Below are 22,667 nucleotides of genomic sequence, written 5' to 3' on the forward strand. Positions count from 1 at the left end.
CTGCATTGCAGCCCTTTTGATTTATTATCCTTTTTTAGTGGCTGCTTTTACTGCTACCTTTGCTGCACCTTTTCCAATTTCACCTCCCTTCTCCCCCGCACTTTTAGAAGGCGCTGACGCTTTTTCCATCGCGCCAGAAAATGCCTGTCCTGCTTTTACGCCCGCCCAACTCAGTGTTCCCATCCAAAAAGCCGGAAGTACCAGATACATCGCGCCTAGGATCAGATTCATGATCCAGCCGTCCATTGTCGAACTGATGAACGTAGAGAACGGAACATTCGAGCCTGCGCCTTTTTCATCCATGCTGGTATAGAGAATACGTACCAGCCGGTCATCCAGCCAGCCGGCCAACTCCCACCAGAACGACACAAAGATCAGCGCGAATAGAGCAAATGACACGGTGACTACAGTCTTCGGATCAAACGCACTAAACAGCAGCACGATGGGGATGATGATGATCAGCGCCATTAACAGTAATGCCTGAATAATCGGGAGCGCGGTTTTCATCGCATCAAAGCCCGGTAACGCGGTGGTCTGCGTAACAGCAACGCCTATATTCGCCAGCCCGTGTGTCAGCCCGGCAAAGGCTCCTCCGGATGCGTCGTTACCCGTCATATAGCTTTCGCCATTCCCGGAAATCGCACTGTTTTTCGGGCTGACCAACCAGCGCAACGCCGTCTCTTCCCAGCCCTCGCCCAGCGTGGCCCGCATCCCTTTCAGGGTTAAGTCGCTGTAGCTTGCCATCACGCGGGCTTTCAGCCCTTTTGTCGGGGTGCTCCACCACTCTTTACAGGTTGGATAACCACCACGGCCTACATTTGCATAGCCGCTGTCTCGGCTTTCATTGTACGGCCACTGGGAGCGCGGTGTTGTGGACGTGTAGTAGTCGTAATAGCCGGGCGTGTTGAGGAAATAGCTGGAGCCAATCCAGCCCACTGAATCAATCGTGGCGTCAGTAAGCTTGGTATTGGTCGATTTCAACCTGAAGTAGGCTTTGGAATAACACTGGTTGGCAAACTCCTGTACCTCCTCCCGGATGACCGGATCTTTAAGTTCCGTGTGCTGCACTTCAAAACGGAGCTGGCGCAGATTCTCCCCGCATGGGATCGAGGCAATAGCCGCCCGTGTCACCCCTTTAGAGAGACTGTGCACCAGATACCACCAGTATGGCACCTGAGCTGTCTTGCCATTAAAGTCATTGATCAGCGCGGCATAACCGGTGTTCTCCGGAGAAGGTATGTTCAGGCTGCACTGCTTCGAACGTTCCTTATCAAAGCGGATGGTGTGAATATCAACGGGCTGCATGGGTATCGCACAAAACATGATCACCACAAAAGCCACGTAGACCACATGCTCCATGCGCGGCAGGGCCAGCGCGCCTTTGTTCCCTTCGTCATCCCCCTCTTCACGTACCGTAAGCCAGACATTGCACAACTTAAAAGCCAGCGGCAACGCAAACAGGCCGGTCGTCAGGATGATGTCCCAGATGGCGTTATTCAGCAGCCAGCCCAGTAACACCACAAAATATTCCAGATAATTATCAGCGCTCATGAGGCGGCTCCCTGAAACAGTTGATGGTGATGAGCACCCAGCTCAATAAGGACGAACAGCATGAGCGTCAGCAGTTCTAAACGACGCACTTGCCGAATGGGTAGCTGTAACAGGAAACGCCCGCGAACCCGGCTGAACCACAGCCCAGCCATCAAGGCATACAGCACCAGCCGCCAGAGCTGGAGCCAGGGCCTGGCTGTGTCCAGCCACGCGGTGAAGGCCGCCTGGCTGCCGGTCACTTTTATCCCGAGCCAGGCAATGCCGCAGCCGGTGAGTAATATCGCTACACTGCCGATGACCCACTTGCTGCCCACAGCCAGCGACCGCAACCCAACGATTATTTTCCGCTGCATCATCATTCTCCTGTGGCCTCGTCCAGTTGATCGAATCCGCGATCTTCGCCACCCGCTTGTTGCTGCATACGGTTATTCAGGTTGCGTTCGTTCTGGCGGGTTAAGGTCGTCAGAATGGAGTTGTTACTGATCGCCTTCCGGATCTCCATCTCGTTTTTTAGTGCCTGGATCTCGCGATCCAGAAACTCCAACCGCCGGTCAGACTCGGCCAGCGCCATGGGTTGATCGGCCGCATTGGGTTCTGATTGCCCGGCCATCAACATGCGCCGCATCCCCAATGCCGTTGAAATGGTCTCCGACATCGCCAGCTCACCGGCCAGCCGCTGCACCAGGGCGGCGTTATCCGGGTCATCTTTTAATGCCTGAATCACACCCCGTGAAACGCTTAAATCACCGGTTTTCAGCGTTGCCAGGTTGGCACTGTCTGGCGGCAGTTCGCCATTGACCAGCTTGACCAAAATCTCCAGATTCTCTTTGCTGGTCTCTTCCAGCATTGGAGAAAAACCGACACCCGCCGTTGATGCGCCGGGTTCATTCTCCAGCCCACCGCTGGCGCATTCACTGGATTCAGAACAGGTGCGTATCGAGCGGTCACCCAGTACTTTCACCACTGCCGCCGCAGCTTCTTCACTGGTTTTGTATTTCCGGCATAACGCGCCGTTGCACGCTGAACCACTCACGCCGCCGTCACTGGTCACCGGCTGCTTGTTGAGAATATTGAAACCAGCCTTCGCCAGATCGTGGGTTGGCTGAATCGCCGGTTGCCCGCTGCCACCGCGTTTCTGCCCGCCAATCCACCGCACACCCTCTTTACCTGTTGCCGCTTTCAACTGGTTATCCGCCTCCACGGCATCCGGCGTGGTTGCCACAATATTTTTAAACTCTTCGCCTATTGCCGCCTGCGTCCACTGGTTGGAAAGCGCGTAGTCGCGCATCTTCTCCGACATGCTCCGGCAATTAAGCTGCGCCTTATCAAATGAGACGTTGGCCTGAAGCATTCCGTTGGTCAGCAACTCATACAGCCCCGGATTGGCCCGCTGGATGATCATCGCGGGCAGGCTGGCCACCGCGCCGGTGGCACTGCTGATCACATTGCTCATCATGTCCTTGAACCCGCTGGTCACGCCGTTAAGCTGGTTTTTTACGGTGGTATCCAGGTCAAAGTTCCCGCACATCAGGTCACTGTTCCAATTGATGCCTAACCCCATTTTTTGCATATTGTTGCCGCTGGGCGGCTGGGAAATAACCGTGCCGCCGCCAATGGTGTAATAGAGGTTGTCGTTGATCGCGCCCTTCACCCCTTTACCGTAATCGGCATCAATGACTTCGTTATCCAGTTCAAACCCGGCATGTACCGGTTGGCTCATCACCAGGCTGACAGCAAGCAATCTCCAATAAAACTTGTGTTTAATCATCGTTTTCATACTCCTTATTACTCAATACCTGTGCTGTAGAGGAAGGTTTGCCCGCGTCGTTTACAGCAGCTATAGGGTTGCCAGAGCGCCCAGGCGTAACGGCTGTCAGCGGCAATAGGTTGATGGTTGTCCGGGAACACGGCACAAGAGCGGGACAGCTCAGGTGTGAGCCGCTGCCATTTATGGTTACGGCTGTTTTCTTTTACCGGCCCCGGCGGCCAGTAGCCGGGCCGTGGTGTAGCGGTCAACGGTTGATAGACGTGGAGTTGCCCGGCCCGGGTGATCACGTCTGCGGCACGCTGCGCGGTGACCGCTGCGGCTTTGTAATCGTCTGTCTGGGTCACAAAGCCACTGCGCGGGTAGACGTTGCCCCACATCGCACCGCCCAGCGTTGAGCCGACTTCGCGCATACCGGGCGTCAACGCTTCCGGATAAAAAGATTCCGGCAACCCACTGCGCCACGTCAGGGCATCCAGATTGCTGAGGAAGTACGGCATCATCGCGGTGGCAGAACCCGGACAGGTTTGCCCCATCCGTGCCATAAATTGATTGAACAACGGTGAGGCGAGCGCCGGGTGACCTATGGCGTCCGCGTTCTTAAATTGCAGATTATCTTTACGTTCGACTCGTTTTTGCTGGTTGGCTCCGCCCCCCTCCGCTACCCCGGAAATGCCGGTACCCAGCACCGCCACCTCTTCCCAGGGATTGCTGCCCATCTGGCTGTAACTGGAGACCACCACATTAGGGACGTAATGCCGGACTTTGACTGACGTCTCGACGGTGCAGCCAACAGGTGTGCAGAGCAGCCAATAGCAAAGACCCACCACTTTGTACTCCAGACAGTCAGGAGACAGCGCGCTGGCAACAATCTGTACTGAGTTAATTGCGCCGGCAGCGAACGGCTGGGCCGCACATCCCCAGACCATTGCCAGCGCCAGACGGTGCGGCCGTAATCGTCTCCGGATCATTGTGCCTCCCGGAACTCAGCCAGCCGGCTCTCTGCCAGGGCAACGTCTGTGGTGCCGTACACCACGTATTTGTCGTCAAAAACCACGGACGGATACTTCTCCAGTTTCAAGCTGTATGCCTGAAGCACGCCCTGATACGCCTGCGCGATCTGCTGTTGCTTCTGCGGCCAGTCCGATGACTGGATAACGGCTTTTGCAGCTCGCTCAGCCTGAACAGGATCTGATGGAAGTTCGCCAAAGATCTGGCGCTGCGCTGTCTGGGGCGCATCCAGGTAAACCACCTGATGACCGGCGGAAAGGTTAAGCGGCGGGTGATGGCTATCGGTGTAAACCACCGTGGTAGCTGATACTGGGATGGCAAAGGCAAGCAGAGGAAGTAAACGTGTTTTTGGGGTCATGATGCACTCCTGTGACGGGGAAAGTCACAGGGTGCATGGGAGGAGATAAGGAAGCAGCAAACAACTCTATTTTGCCTTTTTAAATTTCTCTAATCTCACAAAAATCTTAAACATCCAAGGATATAAAAACTCACGTGCAATGCATCCACACGTGGAATATTATTTACTTGTTAGGAATGGATCTTTATTTTAAATAATTGTTGCCAATACAAATAAATTTTAGAAATAAGGCTCATTTAAAATAAAAGCATTGCGCAAAATATGGCACATCTTTTTAGTAAAGCGTGGCAACAAAAAGCGTTTCCTGGCTGATGCTTAACACTAAGCAATTAATGGCAAACCAGTCATAAATCAATCTCTGAATCAGATTATTTTCTCCTATTTAACTTTGTACATCTATTGTCTCAGACATCACTATCGGGTTTTTACATGAACGAAAGCTACTTTTCTTTAAAATCTCATAAGGTTCCGTGTTAACAATATCCCTCCCTCTATTTGTAAGCGCATAATCAGCAACAAAAAGCACTTCTCTAGTGATTACCCAACGATAATGAGCATAAATGCTATTTGATTTAACAAGCACATAATCCATGCTTTTTTGGTTCTCTGGCGCACCAATAACCCCCATCCCCTTAAATAAAAGGAAAAATTTCATATTTCTAATATGTTCAAGTATTTCACCTTTAGAATAGATCAACCATATACGTTTATCTATATCATTGCCAGCATAAATTTTTGGGGATGGATTAATCGCCCAAGCTTGTTTAATATAATTTTTAGTGAGTGAATCCTTAGTTACATGGACTGCAAGAGCGCCACCAAGAGAAATACCAGAAACAATTATTTTCTTTCCTATAACTTTAGGGAATTTCGAAATCTTTACTACATAGTTTCTAGCTTCATTATATTGATCTCTGCTTTTTCCAAAGTTTGTTTTTTTCCAATCCAACCATTGATCAGATCCTGTAAAAGCAATTACAATTTCATCATGCCCATCGGTCTCAAGAGGTTTGATTAAATAGGTAATCGCTTTAAAACCTGAAGGGGAGCTTTCTGGAGTGTCGATAACCTGCATTCTCTCCGGCTTGTAAAAAAGATGAGCATTGCTTTCATTATTATTCTTTTGTAAAGCTAAAGCGGCTGCGAGGACATAAATATACCCCTTAATAGCAGCCTGTTCTTCTCTTATACCGAAACGATCTATACCGCGGTTACCAAGAAAACGCTCACCACACCAGAAATGACCACTTTCTCCACGTGTAGAGTCTCCAGAGATAGAGAAAAATGGGACGCATAGGAGTAAAGTTGCAATTATCAATCTACTCATGTTCATGCTGCCGTTGATTTCTATATTTTTAATTATAGTTTACCTTGTGCTATAGCATAGAAAAAAATAAGAAGTCGCTCACAAAACACAAATTATGGTTAGTAATTAATTTTAAGGGCGGCCAGGCATGAGTTGTGCAATTGAGTAGTTAGAAAGAAAATTTACTCTGATGCCTCTAGGTATAACAGCGGCAAGCAGATATAGATGAAAGCAGTTAGCTTGTACTACCGTTGTCGCCAATGTCAGCATAGCAAGCGCCAGCAGGAAGGTATAGGCATCTTAGTAGCATGGTACACCCCATTGACGAAGAAAATCATAGGGCGCAGTACCAGAAAGTCGAAAAAATCTGGAAATAGGAACCTGAAAATCTTAGTATGCTTCAATCAGTATGAATTTTAGGCTAAAACTTTTGATGATTAACCCTGACAGGGATAAATAAAAATGGAAAAGCTTATCGAAAGACTCTTAAGTGGTGAGTTAACATTTGAGAACATCAGTATTTCTATACTGGCCTTAACTTTTTTGTTATGGATATGCAAAAGGCTGGCTGAGTCGCCAAGAGGGGCAATTGAATTTATAGATTATTTACAAAACAGAAGGATAAGCAAACTGACGCAGGCAATCCAATCCTTTGAAACCTCTGCTGCTCATAAAGAATTACTACAAAAAGAATTAACTATCCTTTCCAATAAAAAACTGACTGGCATAATTAATGCCAAAGTGCAGGAGGATTTAATAAAAATATTAAACAATGAACACCCTAACTTACCCATAAAATACTTTCAGGCATACTCCGGCCGCATTCATAAAAACGATCAAGGCAAGCTTTCCTTCCGAGAGACATGGGATGTATGGGTTTTTGAGTGTTTCTTTGTTCGTGTGATTGCCACATGCGTTATTCTTTGCTTTTCTAGCCTCTCATTTTTGGCAATCGTGTCACCAAAAATACCTTATAACACTTACCCAGTTTTTTTGGGTATTTCTATTTTAGGAGTACTGTTTGGCGTGGCGATCTGGCGAAGTAGCACTTCTCGTAAAAAAATAGAAGATCTTAAAACAACACTAGACAAGTATAATTCATCAATCGCCTGAAGAAGAGAGAATAGCCAGTATCTTAACTGGCTATTTTTATATATCAGATTAACTCAGTGTCTCCGCCAGCTCCCTCACCAGATACACCGCATCCACCGCGTCGGGTACGTTGATGTACCAACGTGGTGAATGGGCATACTCTTCCGGCTGCGGCCAGCGTAAATTGCCGGTAACGGTCAGTAAGAGGTTGACCGTGCCTCTGTCCCCGCTCAATTTGACCGCCAGGCAGCTATGCCCGGCGATACGATGAGGCAGGCAGGAGAACGTGATGCTATCGCCCGCGTGCTGATGGATCTGGCGGTATAGCTCTGCCAGATGCGCCTCGTGTACCTGGCTGATACGCGGGCCGCCCTGGGGTGGCGCATCAAACAATACTGATGAGTTGATGCCTCCGCTGCTGACGATCTCCAACCTGAAAGGTTTACGCTGCATCATGCGGTGTAATCCTCATCGGCTGTGATGCCCCGGGCAATGTCCAACTGGTGAGCTATCCGCTTCGCAGCATCCAGTTCGCTAAGGCCGTGCTCCACCATCAGCGCCCGGCGGGCTGCCTTTTCATCCTTCTCGGTCATGCCCAGCGCCAGATAGAGGCTCGGCGGCACGGCGCGAAACAGTGCTTCAATCCGGCTTGCCAGCACGACCCCTTCGGTATAACAGCGAGGGGTTTTGGTGGCAGACAACAGCATCGCTTTCTGTTCACTGGTCAGCTTCTTAAAGCGGGCGATCTCTTCCACCTCCTCCGGCGGCATCACCAGGCACAGCCACCACTCGATCATGTTCAGCATCTTCTTGGCAGTGGCAGGGAAGTCCTCCAGGTTCTGCGTTGCCAGCCATAACCATGCCCCCAACTTACGCCACATCTTCACGACCTTAACCACATATGGGGCCAGTAATGGGTTGGTGGTGATCATGTGTGCCTCATCGGTGGTAAAGACGATTTCCCGGTCAAGAAACTGGTCACGCTCAGCGATGTTGTTAATGGTATTCACCAGTGAGGTATAGGCCACGGCCAGCGGTGCTTCATACCCTTCCCTCGCCAGGGTGCCGAGGTCGATCAGCGTGACATCCGCTTCCGGCCAGTTCTGCCCGGGCCGGTTAAACAGTTCACCCAGAAAACCTTGCATAAACACGCCCAACGACTCTCCCATATTCTGCGCCCGGGCACGCCGCACCTCAGGGCGGGACGTATCCTGCGCGAAAGCATAGAAGGCGTTCTGTAAGTCAGCGGTAATCATCTGCCGCCCGGCATCCCAGGCAGCACGTGCCGCACTCAGAATCGCCTCGCGCATCATGCCCCGGTCAGCACGCTCCAGCCGGGCTTCTTCTTTCGCCTCACCACCGGTCACCATCAGCCGTGCCACGATCTCCAGTTCGCCCAAAATATCGCGTTCTTCTTCCCCTTCGCTTTCATCGACTTCGATACGCTCACTTAAGGTAGCTTCATCCACAACTTTAACAGGCGCTTCAATCAGCTTATGCGCATCCGCAAATGGAGCCAGCGAGATACCACAGCCGGGCTTGATGCTGATTTTATTTACCGTCAGTTCCAGTTCCGCACAGTAATCAGCAAACAGTCCAAAGGAGTTACCCGCCTCCGCGATAAACAAGCGCGGGCGATGGATCGCCATCAGTTGAGCGAACAGGCTGTTTAGCGTGGCCGATTTGCCGGAACCGGTGGGGCCGAACAGTACCAGGTGCGCGTTCTTGGAGCGGTCGGCACTGTTGAGCGGATCGAAGGTCAGCGGTGCACCGCCCCGGTTAAAGAACGTAAACCCAGGGTGGCCGGTGCCGGTATCGCGGCCGAACACCGGCAGCATATTCGCCATGTGCTGCACAAAGGTCAGCCGGGTATACCAGTTTTTCTTGTCCAGTGCCGGGTTAAAGCACATCGGCAGCGCCCGCAGGTAACCGTTCAGCGGTGCCACGTCATACTCTGGTTTAACCGGCTGTAAGCCGGCATTCAGCAAGGCGGCGGTTAAGTCGCGCTCACGGCTGTTAAGCGCCTTCAGCGTCGGAGCCGTCAGAAAAAAGGTCATGGCCGCACGGTAGAGTTTATGCCGTTCGCCAAGGTAACTTTTGGCCGTTTCCGCATCGTCGCGTACCCGTTCAGACTCGGTATTTTCACCGATGGCGTTTTTCGCCAGATGGTTAAAACGCTCCTCTAGCACATCCTGCGGCTGCACAACCAGCGTCAGGGAAATCACGATGCCTTCAGGCAAGGTATCCATCAGAGCATTGATTTTCTCGCCTTTCACCGTTTCACCAGTCAAATGCCCGACAGAGGGCGCACGCCGGAGCCGGTCAATCTGTACCGCTTTATGGGGGCGTTCATCAAACCACCAAATGCCATTTTCCACGTCTGAACGCGGCGGCGTAAACATCAGGGTCTCGCTGAAATCATTCAGTATCGGCAGTTCGCCTTCACGCGCATCCACATGTGCTGCCGTACGGTACAGCGTCTCTTTGTCTATCCAGTCCGGGGCGGGATTAAACCAGCGTAATATCCAGGCATGGATCTGCTCACCGTTTTGCCTGACCAGTAATACTCCGGCACCGGCCAGGGCAGACGACAACCGCTCACAGACCTGATTCAGCTGTTCCTGCGCGCTATACGGCTCGGAAACCTTAGGGTTGATATAGCGATAGATCACCATCCGGGTACGGCGCTGCTGGCCGCGCCACGGTACGCCGGTTACGGCTTTGTCGATGAACAGCCCGGTCGGCACCGCGATGCCGCGCATATGCCGTGCCATCTCTTGCAGATACGCGGCGGTAAACGCCGTGCCCTGCGCCCAGGGTTTGACGTAGCCCCGTAGTGTGTCGAGATACCCGGTGACGTCTGTTTCATCCTGGCAGAAAAACTGGATCACCCACGGATTGCTGTCGCGCTCGTCAAAACTGTCCTGAAAGGCATCCTCCACAACGTCGCGGATCTCTTCCAGCCGCGCCTCCGTGCGCCCTTCTGTACCCACCGGCACTACTTCAAACACCGCGCCGACCGATACCCCATCATCCAGCAGCAGGCTCTGGCTCTCCGGCAAATACTCCACCCACGGCAGGTAATCGACAAAAGAGGGATTATTAGGATAGAGCGCACGCACATCATTATTTGTCAGGTTGCAGCTCTTTTTCAGTACCGGCCGGGAGGCAGTGCTGGCAGCCGGTTGCGGCTGCTTTTTAGTAAACAGGCTGAACATCAGAGTGCCTCCAGACGTTCGCCCGGCAACGCGTATTGCACCCGGCTGTAGAATGGAAATACGGAGCTGTAACCCGGCACCGGCGCAGGTTCACTACCGGCGAGATGCGGATAGATATAGATCACCATATCCGGGTTCGGCAGCCGGGGGAAAAGCTGCTGGATTTCGTTTTCAGCATGGCGGGTATAGCTCTCCTCCAGCGTTTGCCGGGTCTGACTCTCTTGATCGGTCAGGCCACGCCGCAGCACAGATCGGGCTTCTGTGGTGGTACGGGCGCTGCCGGCGTTGTGTTGCCAGATGTCCAACATGGTGGCATCACCGGGCGGCAGGATTTCTTCTTTCGAGGTGCTGCATCCTGCCAGCAACAGCGCGGCCAGCAGGGCAAACAGACAATATGTTTTCATGGCGTATCCTTAATCCAGCTCATGCGGCTGACCGGCATCAACATCGTATTTAACCTTGCGGCCCAACTCTTCGTAATCAATCGGGATCTGGCGGCTGATATGTACCGCAACCTGCGCCCCAGGCGGGACATAGACGGCATCAAACATCTGGCCGTAGCGGGCTTTTACCCACTCAGCCAGCTCACTGGTGCCGCCGGATAAGGCTTCCCCAAGTACCGCCTGACCCGCGCTGCCGGTGAGCGTACTGGTGATGGACGTGCCGTCTGTGGTGGTGGTGTTCTGGCTGTCAGCCATCGCATCCGACGCCGCCCCGGCGGCAGAAAGTGCAAACAGCGTCGGCAGGTAAGTGGCGGCATTGGTTTTGCGCGTCCCGGATAAACAGGGAATGCCGCTCGCATCGGATAACCAGCCGATACTGCCGCCATTACGCTCAGCTTTACCGTTGCTGCCGTCGCTGGATTTTTCGGGCCGGGGCACAGTGCGCACAGTGCCGTCAGTAAACACAAAGGTGATGGAATGCACCTCACCGCGCACGCAGGAGAGCACCCAATCGCCGGTGGCCGTACCGGACACCACCGCGCCTTCAACATCCGGCAGTTCGATGCCGTTAGCTGTCAGGTTCTCTTTGCCGATAAGCACTTTGAACGGATAAGGGTCAGTGACTTTGCCATCAATCGGTACGCGGCCCAGTAAAGCAGTCATCGCCCGGCTGCCGACCAGCGTGGCGTTCTCCGGCAGGGTATAGACCGGCTGCTCCGTCTCTTCGATGCTCTCCTGATTTTTGGCAACCCGATCCAGCTCGGATTTTTGGCGGGTGATCTCATTCTCCTTCAGGCCATTAAACGCCGTGGGGAACTGGAAGGTGCCGCTGCCGAGTACGGCGGCACCAATGATCGGCTTGCCACTGCGATCACGTTGCACGCCATCCTGCGGTTCTATCCAGACCGTGCCCGGCGTGGCAGCGCTCTCTGGGGCTGCCTCTTCCAGCCCCAGCCCGACCGGCAAGTCACTGTTACTGTTTCCCGGCACAGTAGCGGGAACACTATTTTTCAACGAGTCCAGCAGCCCGGCCAGCCGCTGTTGCTCGGCCTGAAGTTTTTGTTGCGTCTGAGCGTTCTCCTCCTTCACCGCATTGACCGCCTCCTTAATCCGCCCCTCCACCCGGTCGCCTTTGCTTTTCAGTTGCGCATTCTCTTCCACCAGTTCGCTATTCTGTTTCGCCAGCGCTTCCTGGTGGGTCTGGATGGTCTTAATGCGGCCGACCAGTGTGCGCAGGGTGTCCTGCGGGGTATCTCCCTCAATCCCGAGGAGTTGCAGCTCCTCTTTGGTTAGGTCAGCCGCCACGTTGTCCGGCGTGCTCCGGGTATTTTTAGCATCGCCGCCACAGGATTTAACCCCGATGCCGACCGCTGACAGCAACACCACCGGCACCAGCACTTTCAGCAGAGTATTCGATTTAATCTGCATCTCTTTTCCCTCCTTTCGCGGCCTGACCTTTCGGGTCAGCCGGGGCCGGTTCGGGAATAAACGCCGCATCCGGCCGCCCTTTGGTGACCAGATAGAGCGTGGTGGTGTCTTCCGGCGTACCCTTCGCGCCAAGCCAGCGATGCTGGAATGTCGCGCTGTAGAAACTGCCCTGAAGGCGACGCGGATCAAGCACAACTTTGTTGGTATGCTGATTACGCAGGCGTAACGCCACCACGCTGTACCCCTGCAAGCCCCAGGCGGCCAGCGGTTTCACCTCGACCGGCTCTGAGGGTAATAAGGTGGTCAGTTGGGCAGGCAGCGACAGTGAAACCGAATGCACACCGGGCAGTGGTTCCAGCGTACGCGGCGGCGCGTAGAGGCTTTGAGCCGCGTAACGGGTGAGCACTACCGGCAGCGGCGTGGCAGGTTTTGTTTCTTTCGCTTTTGAAGAAGGCTTTGCAGCAGGCTCAGACGTGTCTTTCTGGTTGCTGTTCGTGGCCGTGAAGACGTCGCCCTGATAGACGATGCTCACCGGCTCCAGTGCGTTTTTCCCCTCGGCCGCGCTGACATCCAACAGAATCAGTTCGCCATTTTCTACATCCTGTAACGCGAGACGGGTACGGGCAAAACCGGCACTGGGATGCAGATACACCGCCCCGCCACTGCTCTGAATCCGTAACTTACCGTTGAGTTCAGGCGGGAAGCCCACGCGGACATTGCGGTTCACAAACACGATCCGCTCCTGCCCCACATGCAGGGCGACCGGCAGCGGAATCCGCTCCCATTTGACCAGCTCCACCGCCTGTGTCGGCAACATCACCGCGCAGGCCAGTAAACACATCATTTTCAGGCGCATCAGTTAAGTACTCCCTTTTTTTCAACCGGGGCCACCGGGGCCGCTTCCAGCCGTTGCGGCACATCGGAGAAGCAGTCCAGCGCCAGGCCAAACGGATTGGCCTCCGGGTTTTTATCCCAGCGCACTACCTTCAGCGGATAGCGCACCAGGGCGCGCTTAACCGGCTCGGTGTTGTAATATTCGTCGGCCACCAGATCGAGCCGCACCCGCCAGTTATCCCGGTCAACCACGGTGACGCTGTCCTCCCGATAGCCACGCCCCGGCACTTCAGAGACGCCGCGCACCCGTTCACGCAGTTCACCCTGATCCTTGCGCTGTTTCGCATCCTGGCGCAGCAGCGCCTCGCAGGAAGGCGTCAGGTAGGCCGCCAGGGTAGTAATGCGGTAGGGATAATCGCTGTCGCCATCTTTCGGCCAGCTATTAAGTTGCTGAAAAATATAAAAGCTGAAGGCGTAGACTGTAGAGGGTGGGATCTCCCACCAGGCGCGGGTACTGCCGGAACGCAGGTCAGGTGGGTTATGAATGGTCAGATTACGCGGCGATAACATCCAGCCACTCAAGGCGACCAACAACAAAAGCAGCAATATTCCACACCCGGCACGCAGGGTGCGGATGTGGTAATCACGAGCGTTCAGGGCATGTTTAAACTTACTCATGGATCGTCTCCTGACGGCGGATGACCGGCCGCAGACGTCGCAATGCCCAGCGTCGGCTCTGCAATACCATCCCCGCGCCGCCGAGGCCGTATCGGCTCAGCAGCAGACTCATCTGCCGGTAAAGGTAGTTTTCCGGTTTGCCCCGTTTGAAGCGGGCCATCAGCCTGCCGCCAAAGATAATCGTGACCAGCGGCATCAGCAGAGCCACGGTCGGAAAGGCCAGCCAGCCCAGCAGCGGCGCAACAGGTATGGCGACCACCAGGCCGCCAAGTACGCTGAACAGCGCCGTAAACCCTAGTTCCGGCGTGGTAAAGCCGCGGAACACCACCGGTTCGGCATTCAGCCGGTCGGGCATAAACTCAATTGTCGCCATACCGTTTCCACCTTAGCCCAGCAGCACCGTGGCCGCCTGAGCCGCCAGCCAGATTACCGTCACAATCAGGATGACCCCGACCACACACAACATGCCGAATTTGGCCCAAGTGGCTTTGTTGTCCCGGACTTCTGCAAAGGTCGCGATGATGGCGTTGCCTACGGCCAGCATGGCAACCGCTGCCAGGATTAGACCGCCAAGCACAATACCGTCATTGAGGTAACCGGACATCTGACCGTAAAACGAACTGTCGGTACTGCTTTTCGGGCCTTCTGGGGTAGGTAAACCCGCCCGAGCCGTAGCGTTGCCGGACAGGCCGACCAGCATGACCCGGGCAGCCAGATGACGAATACGTGATAAATATGACATAGTTATTTCCTTTTAAAATAATGAGAAAGAGAGAATTACCCGGCAAACAGATAGAGGCTGATCACGATGAGCAGGACTAGCCGGATGACAAACCGCGCCATCGTCTGTTCCTGGATTTTTCCGGCGGCATAGCCACGATAGACATGCACCAGCCCCCACCCGGCCCACAGGATTAACAGGGCGATCAGTGCGCCGATAAACAGGGTGTTGAGCAAAGCAGGTTCCGCATTGCCGCTCGCCACCTTAAAAGCACTGGTCTGGGCATCGGTCACGGATGACGCTCCTGCCGGTATTGGCCGGAAAATGCAAAGGGCGCAACAGGCTGGGCGCGGGAGGGTTCCAGGTAGACCCCAATCCCTTGCCGGATAGCCTTGATGTCGTTTGTGGCGCGCAGGTAATCGAAATAGAAACGTGTGTGCTGCCCATCCTGAACCGACACCACACGGGCGCGATCCAAGGCAGCCTGTAGCTGATCGAGTTGTTTTATCACCAACGCCAGCTCGTCAGACTCGGATGCCTGAACACCAAAACCGATCAGACCCGCCGCCAGACAGAGTGCGTGTGTTATGCGCATGAAAACCTCCTTTAATGCGATTGCATAAGCAGAGGGAGAGTGGCGAAAAGCAGGATGCCGGGCAGCAAACAACTAGAAAGGGAAAGGTGAAAATTAAGGAAGGATTAACAGCCTGGCGCGGGCCGCGCCATCGGGGTTCTTTGCCACCCCGGCACAAGCAAGCTTGTGCGCCCCGCAAAACCGAATGCAAGGCAAGAAAGACACGGTAACGTACTATCCCTGCCTTGCATTCGGTCAATTAAAACTTATAAAATCAATAAATTAACTTCGTTATAAAATATATTAACAGTAATAGATTATCTTTTTGTAGAATGGCTCAACAACACGATTAGGATCTAAATCTATGTCAATTTATGCAGTCTGGAACAACAAAGGTGGTGTTGGAAAAAGCTATCTAACTTTTCAGCTGGCTTCTGAATATGCAAGGCAGCACCCACAAAAAAAAGTGCTGGTTGTAGATCTTTGTCCGCAAGCTAACTCATCATCAATGTTATTAGGTGGGATGATTAATGGTGAACAACAATTAACAAACATTCACTCACAACAGAATAATAGACGCACCATTTCAGGATATATCGAAGAGCGCATTCGTAGTCCGTATATGTCACCTAATTCTGGTGCAAATTATGTTACACAAGTATCACAGTATAATAACCGAATTCCTAGTAATGTATTCCTAGTGGTTGGTGATGAGCAACTTGAAACCCAATCATCACGAGTTTCTAGTGCAACCAATCCTGGCCCTCAAGATGCATGGAGAAGTGTTCACTTATGGATTAGGGAACTTATCGATGATATTCAGTTATCGTGGAATGATGCGGAGAGCTGTGTATTCATTGATTGCAATCCAAGTTTTTCTATATATACAGAGTTGGCATTGACTGCATCTGAAAGATTACTGATTCCTTTTTCTGCCGATGGTTCATCAAAGCGGGCCGTAAAAGCAATACTGTCTCTTGTTTACGGAGTTCAACGTCATATTGGTGATCCAGTATCTGATTTTGTAAACGAGGCTCGTCGTTTCAGAATGCAAGTGCCACAAATATATATGTATATTGGCAATCGGCTTACACAGATGAACAGTTCTTCGGCCTCAGCATTCAGAACAGTGGTTAGTGAGATTGGAGATGAGATTTGGAATGTTTGGCAAACGACACCGCAAGTTTTTTGCATTCATCCGAATGGTGCTGCAACACCGAGCAACAAACGAGCGTTTAAAGCTATGTTCCAATATGAAGTGAATGATGCTAATTCTGCTTCAGTGGTGTCTGGAGCCTTAGGTATTCCTATTGCTTCGCTCACAGCAGGCTCAAAAAACGTGGCGGGGAAAAATATTTCTGTAAACCAGTCTCAACTAGACAAACAAGTTCCAAATATACGGGACTTAGTTCAACATATTGAATGAATAAATTAATCCGGGGTTATCCCCGGATTTTTTACAATCACAAATACTTCTTAAAGCTCCCCATCGTCACCGAGATTGCAGCGCCTGTCAGCAGGGCCGCCGGCAGCAGCAATAAGTTTGGATATACCGAGAACGGCGCGGAAAGATAGAGCACACAGGGAATGTACGCCGCAGGTTTTACGAAACGTTTCGCATGGTGGTACAAAAAACTCGATTCATAAGCTGCGCCATAACGTCTTAAGTCCCGTCGTACCATGCCATCCGCGACGCCCACCACGGCCGTCAGCACAAATAGCGGGATCGACAGCACCAGGATCATTACCCGCATCAGGAAGACCAGTGAGACATACACAGACGCCATCAGGTATTCATGGCCCATTTGTATTGCCTGGGCGCTCCAGGCGTTGAGGCCATCGGTTACGCCATTACCGGTATGCCCGGCCGGAGTCTGGATTGTCTGCAACCACGCCATAAATCCGCTGTCCACGAACAGCCATTGATACCCGGCGGTGACCCAGTTCTGGACGGTTACCACCGGCGCTGACAGCAGCAGGCTTTGGGTAAAACCTTCCGCAAAATAACCGCTCTCGATCACCATCACCTCCCGGCTGTGTGCCGCGCCCTGTTCCGGCCAGAAAAAAGCGATGCCGATATACTCCACGACCAGGCTGAAAAGCAGGGAAACCAGCAGCATCCCGATAATGCGCCACGGCGTATCCCACAGCAGTACGGTAAAAAAGCCGTGAGGTTTTGGCGGTGCAGGCGGTTGTGAAGGGGCAGACGCAGTATTCTCTTGTGACATTTCTTCCTCCTCACGCTTCATGGGCCATGTGGTCGCCCGGCAGCGCCGTGCCAGACCACCAGACATCGCCGGTGCGGTAATTACGCTGCATATACTCCGCGATCTGCCCGATGCTGTCCGGCATCAGCGCATCTGCCCCGGCAGACGGCAATGGCATCCGGATTTTCCAGAGCCTGCCGCCCTCCAGCAGCGCAAAAGCCTGCCCTTTCGGCAGATTAATCACGTTGGCCGCCGTGATAAGCGGGGTACGCACGGTACTGACCCTGTCCTGTGTATTGGAGGTGAAGTCACTGCCCATTTCCGGGTTGGAAATATCAGTCACCCCGGACACCAGCGTTTTGGTATAGACCTCTACTTCCGGCAGTTGCCGGGTCAGTAGCTCCGCCGTTTCGGTATGCCGCACCCGCAGCATCACCAGGTTGTTGAAGTTGCCGACCACCTGCGCCGCCTTGGCCGCGTTACCCAACCGCGCTTCGATATCCGGCAGGGTCTGGGTGTAGGCCGTCACCTCTATCCCGGCTCCGCCGCCTTTGTTGATCAGCGGAATGAACTCATCACCCATCAGCTCATTAAACTCATCGCAGTGCAGGCTGATCGGCGTTTTGTTCGCATCATCACCGGGTAACCCGTCATTGACGCCAAACTTGTAGATATGCCCCGCTACTGATACCAGATCAGCAAACATCGAATTCCCGACCGCCGCCGCAACTTCCGGATCGGACAGCGCATCCAGCCCGATATAGACCACGCCCTTCTTTCGGATCACCTGTTGCCAGTCGAAGATCGGACGCGGATCGGTGAGGTCGGTATAGTTGGGGGAGATCAGTTGCGCGGTTTTGCCGGAAGTGAGTTTTTCCAGCAACGGCAGCAGGCTGGCGACAATCTTGTCGTAGTATTTCTGGTCATAGCGCACAGATGAACGCAGCCCATCCAGCACCGGATCGTAAATCTTTTTGCCTTCATCGCTGTTAAGTACCTGCTCAATCGCTACCACCCGCATCGAGCGCCCCTCCATATGCCGGGGCACATCACGTTCAGTAAGGATTTGCGCCAGATTCTCCACCTGACGCCACAGCGCCGGGGCGTGCTGTGTCAGCCAGGTCTCAGCGTAGGTTTCAAACAGCTCACCAATGTTGTTCACGTAACGTTGGATCAAACCGAAATCTGGCCGCTGGCCCAGTGCGACCAGCCCCCAGGCAATGATGTTAACGAAACGCCAGGCGAACTCTTTAAATGCCGCGCTGTTCCCTTCACTGCTGAGCTGCCCGGCTACCCTGGACGCCACTTCCGAAATGCGGCCGAAACGCCCCACTGCGTTATAACGGGCGCTGATGTCCGGCCAGCCCAGATGAAACACATGGAACTCACCTTCCCGCCCGGCCCGATGCGACTCGGCATACATCCGTTTAAGCAGGTCAGCATCTCCTTTAGGGTCAAATACAATGGTGACGTTGCCGCGCCGGATATCTTGCGTGATCAACAACTCTGCCAGCCGCGTTTTCCCGACCCGCGTGGTGCCCAGCACCAGCATATGCCCGACGCGCTCACCCAGGCTCATCGAGACATTGACCTCATCCGGCTCGATGCCGTGTAGCGCCGGATGCCCACCAACCGGCGGCAGCGGGCGCACCGGGTTCAACACAGAATCACGGGCGAGTAATTTGCACAGCGCCGGGAAGCGATGCTCATAGTGTTGCTCAAAGCGTCGCGCCGCCTGATACAACGCCGGGGGATTCACGTAACCCGCCACTTCCGGGCGCAACGTGTCCAGCAAACGCTGGGTATGTTTCTGCTCCCACATAAAGCCTTTACCGAGAAAAAGCCGCTGATGGCTCACCGGCACTTCCGCACTGGTCACCACATAACGCGGCAGACGACGGATATTGCGGCGGTAACGCAATATCCTTAAGCCTTGCCTGGCGCGTGTAACCGACAGCACAACAAACCCCGCCGCCGTGACATAACTCACTGACGGAGCCAGCGCCACGGCCCACGGCGCGGTCACACAGATGTACCCGGCACAGGCGGCGATGACGGCAGTGTTCAACTCCACCGCCGGGCGCAGCATCGCTTCGATGACATAGCGGTCGCTCATTGCTCTATCCCTTTTTCACTGATCAACACCGGGTAATGTGAAATACCCAACCTCGTCGCCAGATCGCTGCCGGAGACCGGCACCAGCTCCAGCCCTTCAGCATGGGCTTTCAGCGTGTTCAGCGCGGATGCCTCACTGATGTTCACCACATATCCCACGGCGTTCAGCTGTAATAACCGATCGCGACGCAGTGCCAGCCAGCGGCGTGACAGGTCATCATCCCCAATCAGAAACGTGGCGCGCATTCCCGGCAGAAAAAGAGGTTGCTGCTCGACCGGCCCCGGCGTTAACTCAGGTGTGGTGACCGGCAACATGGCCGCTACCGTCGCCGGTACCGTGGGGGTAGTGAGGGACTGCGGGGGAGCCTGTTCCCCGGCCGGATTATTGATTGCTGCAAAATAGTCTGAGGTCGGTTCCCCACCAAGATCGGCGACAACCGTCAGCGCTGCTGACACCGGCAACGAGACGGCGATGACCAGTGGAATACTGCATAAAGCACGTTTCATTGAATTTCTCCTGTTGCCGGCTGGCGGTTCAGCGCCAACGTGTTGAGGTGCCGTGTCACGGCTGATTGGTAGGTTCGGGCCGCCTTGCCGCCAGTCGGATGGTGATAACACCCCGCCGCCTGCAACCAGCTTCCCGGATTGCGCACATAGCAGGCCCGCAAAATCTGCGCTGCGACATGGAGGTTGAGATAGGGATCAAAGGCGTCCCAGGTGGAAGCGAAGTGATGGCCGTTCCAGCCCAAATTGACCTGGGCGATGCCGACATCAATCCGTTTAAGCGGGTAACGCTGCATAAACCCCATCAGAGCGTGATAGGCGTCCCGGCGCGAGGCATAGCGGTAACCTTTTCCGGCCACGTTGATTGTCCACGGCCACGGGCGCACCCCGTGCGCCAGCTTGCGTGATGACTCAGTCAACGCCAGGCTGTAGAGCGCTTCGGCAGGCACATTCTCCTGCCGGGCGATGTGCAGATAACCGGATGGAATAACCTGCCCCGCCTCACAGGTGACAGAGACCAGACCGGCCAGCATTAACACCCTCAGTTTGCCGGTTGCCATCCGTTGCCCTCCTGCTGTAACACTACCGGCATCAATCCATTGCCGTACTTCAGCCATTTGCCGCCGTCATGATTTAGCGTGATGCGGCGTGATTTCACCTTATCAGCCGGGATATTGTGTTTCTTCGCCCAGGCGCGTACCGCCTCATCTTTGCCGCCGCTGCCGACCAGATAGATATCCAGTGGCCGGTTAGTTGCCAGCAACTGTGTGAGTTTTCGGTCACACGGCGGGCACTCAGCCCTGACAAACAACGCCAGCCGACTCTCATCGTCCTGAACCGGCAGAATGCCGGGAAACAGGCGCGGCCAGGCGTCATTCACTTCACGCTGAAAGGCCAGCTCAGCCTCAACCCGCTGGTAATCCTGCTTCACCGTCAGCTCTGCGTAGTGTCGGCGCTCTTCATCGGTGCGTGCTTCAATGCCCAGCATGGTGAGCGGATCTAACCCCGGTGAGAGCAGCCCGCGCCGCCCTTGCTTCAGTTGTTCATAGCGTTCCCACTCCTCCACACTCAGCCCCCACGCTTGCGCCTGTTGTTTCATTTGTTGCTGCTCCAGCGCCTGTAAGGTAGTGGTGACAACCTGGCTGCTTTCTTTTTCCTGACTGACCGAAGGGGACGCCTGCGCAAGTGTTGCCAGTGGCAACACTCCACAGAGCAACAGAGGGATCATATGCTTCATGCACTGCTCCTTATTTCACTGACAGCGTGCGGGTGGTGCCGGCCACGCTGAACTGTGCCTGCTGCCCGGCAGCGGATAACAACGTCCAGCCCTGCCGGCTCTCACCCACAGTCATCAGGGCCACGTCTGACAGGCTGGAGGTGTACAAAGGCGCAATGGCGGCAAAAACCATGCCGCCGCGCCGTTCAATGCCGGTCAGTAAAAAGGGAGCGGTATGCTTTATTGCAACAGGTTTGGCGTTAATGGCTGGAGGCGTGACCAGGAACCGTTGCGGCGCAGGGTGCGCAGGTAACACGGCCGGTTCAGCGGGCTGGCGGTAGCCTTCACGCAGGGAGTGGCAAACAATCCTTTGCACATCATCCACCTCAACCTGCCAAGCCGGGCCAGCCAGGATCTGTAATGCCTGGCTCAGGCGCATCGGCCCGAGATGGTAATGCACCGCAGGCAGGGGCTGCATGTACAGCACCCGGTTCGCAGAAGTGGTGCCGCATAACGCATACCCGGAAGTACGTAGCACATAGCGCAAGGCATCAGCCACCGTAGGCGAGAAAGAGGAAGGGATACGGATATCAATCATCTGCTCCAGCGGCGCACGTTGTGCAGCCTGCGGTGAGGTATCAATCAACAGATAACGGTCATAGCGCACCACTTCTGGTGCAGGACGAACATTGCTGTTTAGTGGTTTCTCAGGTTGTGAGGCTTTTTGTACAGGCGCACAAGCGGTGAGCATACCGGCGGCCAGCAGCCCGGCAGTGAAATAAAAAGCGTGGGAAGGTTTCATGTATATCTCTCGTTAACATTAAAAACGCGTTAACTGTGCGAAACCGGGGAATTCCCCTCAACGAACAACTGATTTCCGAATCCCAAAAAAAGCGCAAAAAAAACGCCAGATAACTGGCGTTAAAAAGGACACAGTAAACACTTATTTTTATACGGCGGCAGATTCAGGTTTCTCAGCTTTATACACCATTTGCTGATCGACCTTAATCCAACTGACTTTAAGCAGTCTTGCCCGCAGTGACGGTCTTGCTTCACCCGCGTGCACGCCTTTGGTTAAGGTAAACACCTCGGCTGTCAGGTTACTGAGCTTGAAACCAACCAGTACCTTTTTCTGTTCATCCACCGCTTGCCGACAACGCCGGATCAAGGAGCTGGCTTCTTTGCCAACCACGGTGACATCAAAGCGTGTGTACTCAGGTTTCTCTGTAGAGCCGTGTAAGGCATTAATCACACACGTCAGGAAAGAGCCGTTTGGCGTAGTGATCTCACGAAGATTACTCAGGTAACCCAACCCATCGATATGAAGGTTGAAATAACCTGGCTGGTTTTGCTGTGAGGTCGGTTGAGGCATTGCTGCCGCAGGTGCTTCCTGGCTCACCGCTTTTGCAGCTTTCGATGCTCTTGCCACTTTTGGTGCTTTGACGGTTTTTACAGCGTTGGATGTAGTTTTATCAGACATGATGTTTCTCCTGGGGAATAAAAAAGTAGGCGGAGAAACAGCCCAACCGGGAGTTTTCCCGCTGGGGTAGAGTCTGTGGTTAAGAAGTGTACCTTTATCGCGTTTGCGATCCCCACTTGCAAAGGTTAAGTGGAGTTACCGCTCGAAAGCGTTGCCTCTCAGGCTA

24 protein-coding genes and 1 pseudogene are annotated in these 22,667 nt (G+C 53.9%); 2 read left to right on the forward strand and 23 right to left on the reverse strand.

Translation table 11 applies throughout. From position 1 onward, the window contains the following. Window positions 1-24: 24 nt before the first annotated feature. The 6 genes from CYR55_RS14090 to CYR55_RS23340 all read right to left on the reverse strand — a co-directional run bounded on the left by CYR55_RS14090 (window position 25) and on the right by CYR55_RS23340 (window position 6,012). Window positions 25-1,551 (reverse strand): conjugal transfer protein TraG N-terminal domain-containing protein, encoded by a 1,527-nt coding sequence (locus CYR55_RS14090; protein WP_101816825.1) that lies wholly within the window; start codon window positions 1,549-1,551, stop codon window positions 25-27. Further along, window positions 1,548-1,907 (reverse strand): hypothetical protein, encoded by a 360-nt coding sequence (locus CYR55_RS14095; protein WP_146000984.1) that lies wholly within the window; start codon window positions 1,905-1,907, stop codon window positions 1,548-1,550. The genes CYR55_RS14090 and CYR55_RS14095 overlap by 4 nt, the downstream gene beginning before the upstream one ends. Further along, complete coding sequence (locus CYR55_RS14100) at window positions 1,907-3,319, reverse strand: integrating conjugative element protein (RefSeq protein ID WP_101816999.1); 1,413 nt, start codon at window positions 3,317-3,319, stop codon at window positions 1,907-1,909. Before CYR55_RS14100 ends, CYR55_RS14095 begins: the two co-directional genes overlap by 1 nt. Window positions 3,320-3,336: 17 nt before the next feature. Further along, complete coding sequence (locus CYR55_RS14105) at window positions 3,337-4,287, reverse strand: TIGR03756 family integrating conjugative element protein (protein ID WP_101816828.1); 951 nt, start codon at window positions 4,285-4,287, stop codon at window positions 3,337-3,339. After that, window positions 4,284-4,685, reverse strand: coding sequence for a TIGR03757 family integrating conjugative element protein (locus CYR55_RS14110; protein WP_101816830.1), 402 nt, complete (start codon window positions 4,683-4,685; stop codon window positions 4,284-4,286). The genes CYR55_RS14105 and CYR55_RS14110 overlap by 4 nt, the downstream gene beginning before the upstream one ends. Before the next feature lie 382 nt (window positions 4,686-5,067). Continuing rightward, on the reverse strand, window positions 5,068-6,012 hold the full coding sequence (locus CYR55_RS23340) for a Tle-like phospholipase domain-containing protein (RefSeq protein ID WP_165699598.1): 945 nt from the start codon (window positions 6,010-6,012) through the stop codon (window positions 5,068-5,070). Window positions 6,013-6,453: 441 nt separating this feature from the next. Between CYR55_RS23340 and CYR55_RS14115 the strand changes: the two genes are divergently transcribed. Next, window positions 6,454-7,104, forward strand: coding sequence for a hypothetical protein (locus CYR55_RS14115; protein ID WP_101816832.1), 651 nt, complete (start codon window positions 6,454-6,456; stop codon window positions 7,102-7,104). 48 nt (window positions 7,105-7,152) lie between these two features. Here CYR55_RS14115 and CYR55_RS14120 read toward each other — a convergent pair whose 3' ends face one another. The 10 genes from CYR55_RS14120 to CYR55_RS14165 are packed head-to-tail and all read right to left on the reverse strand — an operon-like array spanning window position 7,153 to window position 15,000. Continuing rightward, window positions 7,153-7,539, reverse strand: coding sequence for a hypothetical protein (locus CYR55_RS14120; protein ID WP_101816835.1), 387 nt, complete (start codon window positions 7,537-7,539; stop codon window positions 7,153-7,155). Continuing rightward, on the reverse strand, window positions 7,536-10,304 hold the full coding sequence (locus tag CYR55_RS14125) for a conjugative transfer ATPase (RefSeq protein WP_165699602.1): 2,769 nt from the start codon (window positions 10,302-10,304) through the stop codon (window positions 7,536-7,538). Before CYR55_RS14125 ends, CYR55_RS14120 begins: the two co-directional genes overlap by 4 nt. After that, window positions 10,301-10,705 carry a TIGR03751 family conjugal transfer lipoprotein gene (locus CYR55_RS14130; RefSeq protein WP_101816838.1) on the reverse strand — a complete coding sequence of 135 codons (405 nt, stop codon included), beginning with the start codon at window positions 10,703-10,705 and terminating at the stop codon, window positions 10,301-10,303. Before CYR55_RS14130 ends, CYR55_RS14125 begins: the two co-directional genes overlap by 4 nt. Before the next feature lie 9 nt (window positions 10,706-10,714). After that, window positions 10,715-12,172, reverse strand: coding sequence for a TIGR03752 family integrating conjugative element protein (locus CYR55_RS14135; RefSeq protein WP_101816840.1), 1,458 nt, complete (start codon window positions 12,170-12,172; stop codon window positions 10,715-10,717). Continuing rightward, complete coding sequence (locus CYR55_RS14140; RefSeq protein WP_165699599.1) at window positions 12,162-13,028, reverse strand: TIGR03749 family integrating conjugative element protein; 867 nt, start codon at window positions 13,026-13,028, stop codon at window positions 12,162-12,164. The genes CYR55_RS14135 and CYR55_RS14140 overlap by 11 nt, the downstream gene beginning before the upstream one ends. Continuing rightward, window positions 13,028-13,684, reverse strand: coding sequence for a PFL_4703 family integrating conjugative element protein (locus CYR55_RS14145; RefSeq protein WP_101816843.1), 657 nt, complete (start codon window positions 13,682-13,684; stop codon window positions 13,028-13,030). The genes CYR55_RS14140 and CYR55_RS14145 overlap by 1 nt, the downstream gene beginning before the upstream one ends. Beyond that, window positions 13,677-14,057, reverse strand: coding sequence for a TIGR03750 family conjugal transfer protein (locus CYR55_RS14150; protein WP_101816845.1), 381 nt, complete (start codon window positions 14,055-14,057; stop codon window positions 13,677-13,679). The genes CYR55_RS14145 and CYR55_RS14150 overlap by 8 nt, the downstream gene beginning before the upstream one ends. A gap of 12 nt (window positions 14,058-14,069) precedes the next feature. Then, window positions 14,070-14,426, reverse strand: coding sequence for a TIGR03745 family integrating conjugative element membrane protein (locus tag CYR55_RS14155; RefSeq protein ID WP_241522156.1), 357 nt, complete (start codon window positions 14,424-14,426; stop codon window positions 14,070-14,072). A gap of 35 nt (window positions 14,427-14,461) precedes the next feature. Beyond that, complete coding sequence (locus CYR55_RS14160) at window positions 14,462-14,698, reverse strand: TIGR03758 family integrating conjugative element protein (protein WP_101816847.1); 237 nt, start codon at window positions 14,696-14,698, stop codon at window positions 14,462-14,464. Then, the gene (locus tag CYR55_RS14165; RefSeq protein WP_101816850.1) at window positions 14,695-15,000 is read right to left on the reverse strand and encodes an integrative conjugative element protein, RAQPRD family; all 306 of its coding nucleotides are present in this window, start codon (window positions 14,998-15,000) and stop codon (window positions 14,695-14,697) included. The genes CYR55_RS14160 and CYR55_RS14165 overlap by 4 nt, the downstream gene beginning before the upstream one ends. Before the next feature lie 343 nt (window positions 15,001-15,343). On the opposite strand from CYR55_RS14165, the gene CYR55_RS14170 reads away from it, so the two are divergent. Next, window positions 15,344-16,405, forward strand: coding sequence for a ParA family protein (locus tag CYR55_RS14170; protein WP_101816852.1), 1,062 nt, complete (start codon window positions 15,344-15,346; stop codon window positions 16,403-16,405). Between the two features lie 37 nt (window positions 16,406-16,442). Here CYR55_RS14170 and CYR55_RS14175 read toward each other — a convergent pair whose 3' ends face one another. From CYR55_RS14175 to CYR55_RS14205, 7 genes and pseudogenes are all read right to left on the reverse strand, one after another. Beyond that, window positions 16,443-17,207: a TIGR03747 family integrating conjugative element membrane protein gene (locus tag CYR55_RS14175; protein WP_101817005.1), complete on the reverse strand. Its 765-nt coding sequence runs from the start codon at window positions 17,205-17,207 to the stop codon at window positions 16,443-16,445. A 10-nt stretch (window positions 17,208-17,217) separates the two neighbouring features. Next, window positions 17,218-19,302, reverse strand: coding sequence for a type IV conjugative transfer system coupling protein TraD (traD, locus tag CYR55_RS14180; protein ID WP_101816854.1), 2,085 nt, complete (start codon window positions 19,300-19,302; stop codon window positions 17,218-17,220). Beyond that, window positions 19,299-19,808 (reverse strand): integrating conjugative element protein, encoded by a 510-nt coding sequence (locus CYR55_RS14185; protein WP_101816856.1) that lies wholly within the window; start codon window positions 19,806-19,808, stop codon window positions 19,299-19,301. Before CYR55_RS14185 ends, traD begins: the two co-directional genes overlap by 4 nt. Further along, window positions 19,805-20,365, reverse strand: a complete 561-nt coding sequence (locus CYR55_RS14190; RefSeq protein ID WP_101816859.1) for a transglycosylase SLT domain-containing protein — start codon at window positions 20,363-20,365, stop codon at window positions 19,805-19,807. Before CYR55_RS14190 ends, CYR55_RS14185 begins: the two co-directional genes overlap by 4 nt. Further along, window positions 20,347-21,042, reverse strand: coding sequence for a TIGR03759 family integrating conjugative element protein (locus CYR55_RS14195; RefSeq protein ID WP_101816861.1), 696 nt, complete (start codon window positions 21,040-21,042; stop codon window positions 20,347-20,349). Before CYR55_RS14195 ends, CYR55_RS14190 begins: the two co-directional genes overlap by 19 nt. Window positions 21,043-21,292: 250 nt before the next feature. Next, window positions 21,293-21,823, reverse strand: a pseudogene (gene pilL2 / locus CYR55_RS14200) (PFGI-1 class ICE element type IV pilus protein PilL2); the annotation flags it as partial. Between the two features lie 147 nt (window positions 21,824-21,970). Then, on the reverse strand, window positions 21,971-22,393 hold the full coding sequence (locus tag CYR55_RS14205) for an STY4534 family ICE replication protein (RefSeq protein ID WP_101816863.1): 423 nt from the start codon (window positions 22,391-22,393) through the stop codon (window positions 21,971-21,973). Window positions 22,394-22,667 lie beyond the last annotated feature (274 nt).

It is taken from the genome of Chimaeribacter californicus, assembly GCF_002858675.1.
GTDB classification, from domain to species: Bacteria; Pseudomonadota; Gammaproteobacteria; order Enterobacterales; family Enterobacteriaceae; genus Chimaeribacter; species Chimaeribacter californicus.

Excerpts from the sequence above, each read along its gene's own strand:
- CYR55_RS14090 (WP_101816825.1), bottom strand. The coding sequence starts at position 1,551 with ATGAGCGCTGATAATTATCTGGAATATTTTGTGGTGTTACTGGGCTGG.
- CYR55_RS14095 (WP_146000984.1), bottom strand. The coding sequence starts at position 1,907 with ATGATGCAGCGGAAAATAATCGTTGGGTTGCGGTCGCTGGCTGTGGGC.
- CYR55_RS14100 (WP_101816999.1), bottom strand. The coding sequence starts at position 3,319 with ATGATTAAACACAAGTTTTATTGGAGATTGCTTGCTGTCAGCCTGGTG.
- CYR55_RS14105 (WP_101816828.1), bottom strand. The coding sequence starts at position 4,287 with ATGATCCGGAGACGATTACGGCCGCACCGTCTGGCGCTGGCAATGGTC.
- CYR55_RS14110 (WP_101816830.1), bottom strand. The coding sequence starts at position 4,685 with ATGACCCCAAAAACACGTTTACTTCCTCTGCTTGCCTTTGCCATCCCA.
- CYR55_RS23340 (WP_165699598.1), bottom strand. The coding sequence starts at position 6,012 with ATGAGTAGATTGATAATTGCAACTTTACTCCTATGCGTCCCATTTTTC.
- CYR55_RS14115 (WP_101816832.1), top strand. The coding sequence starts at position 6,454 with ATGGAAAAGCTTATCGAAAGACTCTTAAGTGGTGAGTTAACATTTGAG.
- CYR55_RS14120 (WP_101816835.1), bottom strand. The coding sequence starts at position 7,539 with ATGATGCAGCGTAAACCTTTCAGGTTGGAGATCGTCAGCAGCGGAGGC.
- CYR55_RS14130 (WP_101816838.1), bottom strand. The coding sequence starts at position 10,705 with ATGAAAACATATTGTCTGTTTGCCCTGCTGGCCGCGCTGTTGCTGGCA.
- CYR55_RS14135 (WP_101816840.1), bottom strand. The coding sequence starts at position 12,172 with ATGCAGATTAAATCGAATACTCTGCTGAAAGTGCTGGTGCCGGTGGTG.
- CYR55_RS14140 (WP_165699599.1), bottom strand. The coding sequence starts at position 13,028 with ATGCGCCTGAAAATGATGTGTTTACTGGCCTGCGCGGTGATGTTGCCG.
- CYR55_RS14145 (WP_101816843.1), bottom strand. The coding sequence starts at position 13,684 with ATGAGTAAGTTTAAACATGCCCTGAACGCTCGTGATTACCACATCCGC.
- CYR55_RS14150 (WP_101816845.1), bottom strand. The coding sequence starts at position 14,057 with ATGGCGACAATTGAGTTTATGCCCGACCGGCTGAATGCCGAACCGGTG.
- CYR55_RS14155 (WP_241522156.1), bottom strand. The coding sequence starts at position 14,426 with ATGTCATATTTATCACGTATTCGTCATCTGGCTGCCCGGGTCATGCTG.
- CYR55_RS14165 (WP_101816850.1), bottom strand. The coding sequence starts at position 15,000 with ATGCGCATAACACACGCACTCTGTCTGGCGGCGGGTCTGATCGGTTTT.
- CYR55_RS14170 (WP_101816852.1), top strand. The coding sequence starts at position 15,344 with ATGTCAATTTATGCAGTCTGGAACAACAAAGGTGGTGTTGGAAAAAGC.
- CYR55_RS14175 (WP_101817005.1), bottom strand. The coding sequence starts at position 17,207 with ATGTCACAAGAGAATACTGCGTCTGCCCCTTCACAACCGCCTGCACCG.
- traD (WP_101816854.1), bottom strand. The coding sequence starts at position 19,302 with ATGAGCGACCGCTATGTCATCGAAGCGATGCTGCGCCCGGCGGTGGAG.
- CYR55_RS14185 (WP_101816856.1), bottom strand. The coding sequence starts at position 19,808 with ATGAAACGTGCTTTATGCAGTATTCCACTGGTCATCGCCGTCTCGTTG.
- CYR55_RS14190 (WP_101816859.1), bottom strand. The coding sequence starts at position 20,365 with ATGGCAACCGGCAAACTGAGGGTGTTAATGCTGGCCGGTCTGGTCTCT.
- CYR55_RS14195 (WP_101816861.1), bottom strand. The coding sequence starts at position 21,042 with ATGAAGCATATGATCCCTCTGTTGCTCTGTGGAGTGTTGCCACTGGCA.
- CYR55_RS14205 (WP_101816863.1), bottom strand. The coding sequence starts at position 22,393 with ATGCCTCAACCGACCTCACAGCAAAACCAGCCAGGTTATTTCAACCTT.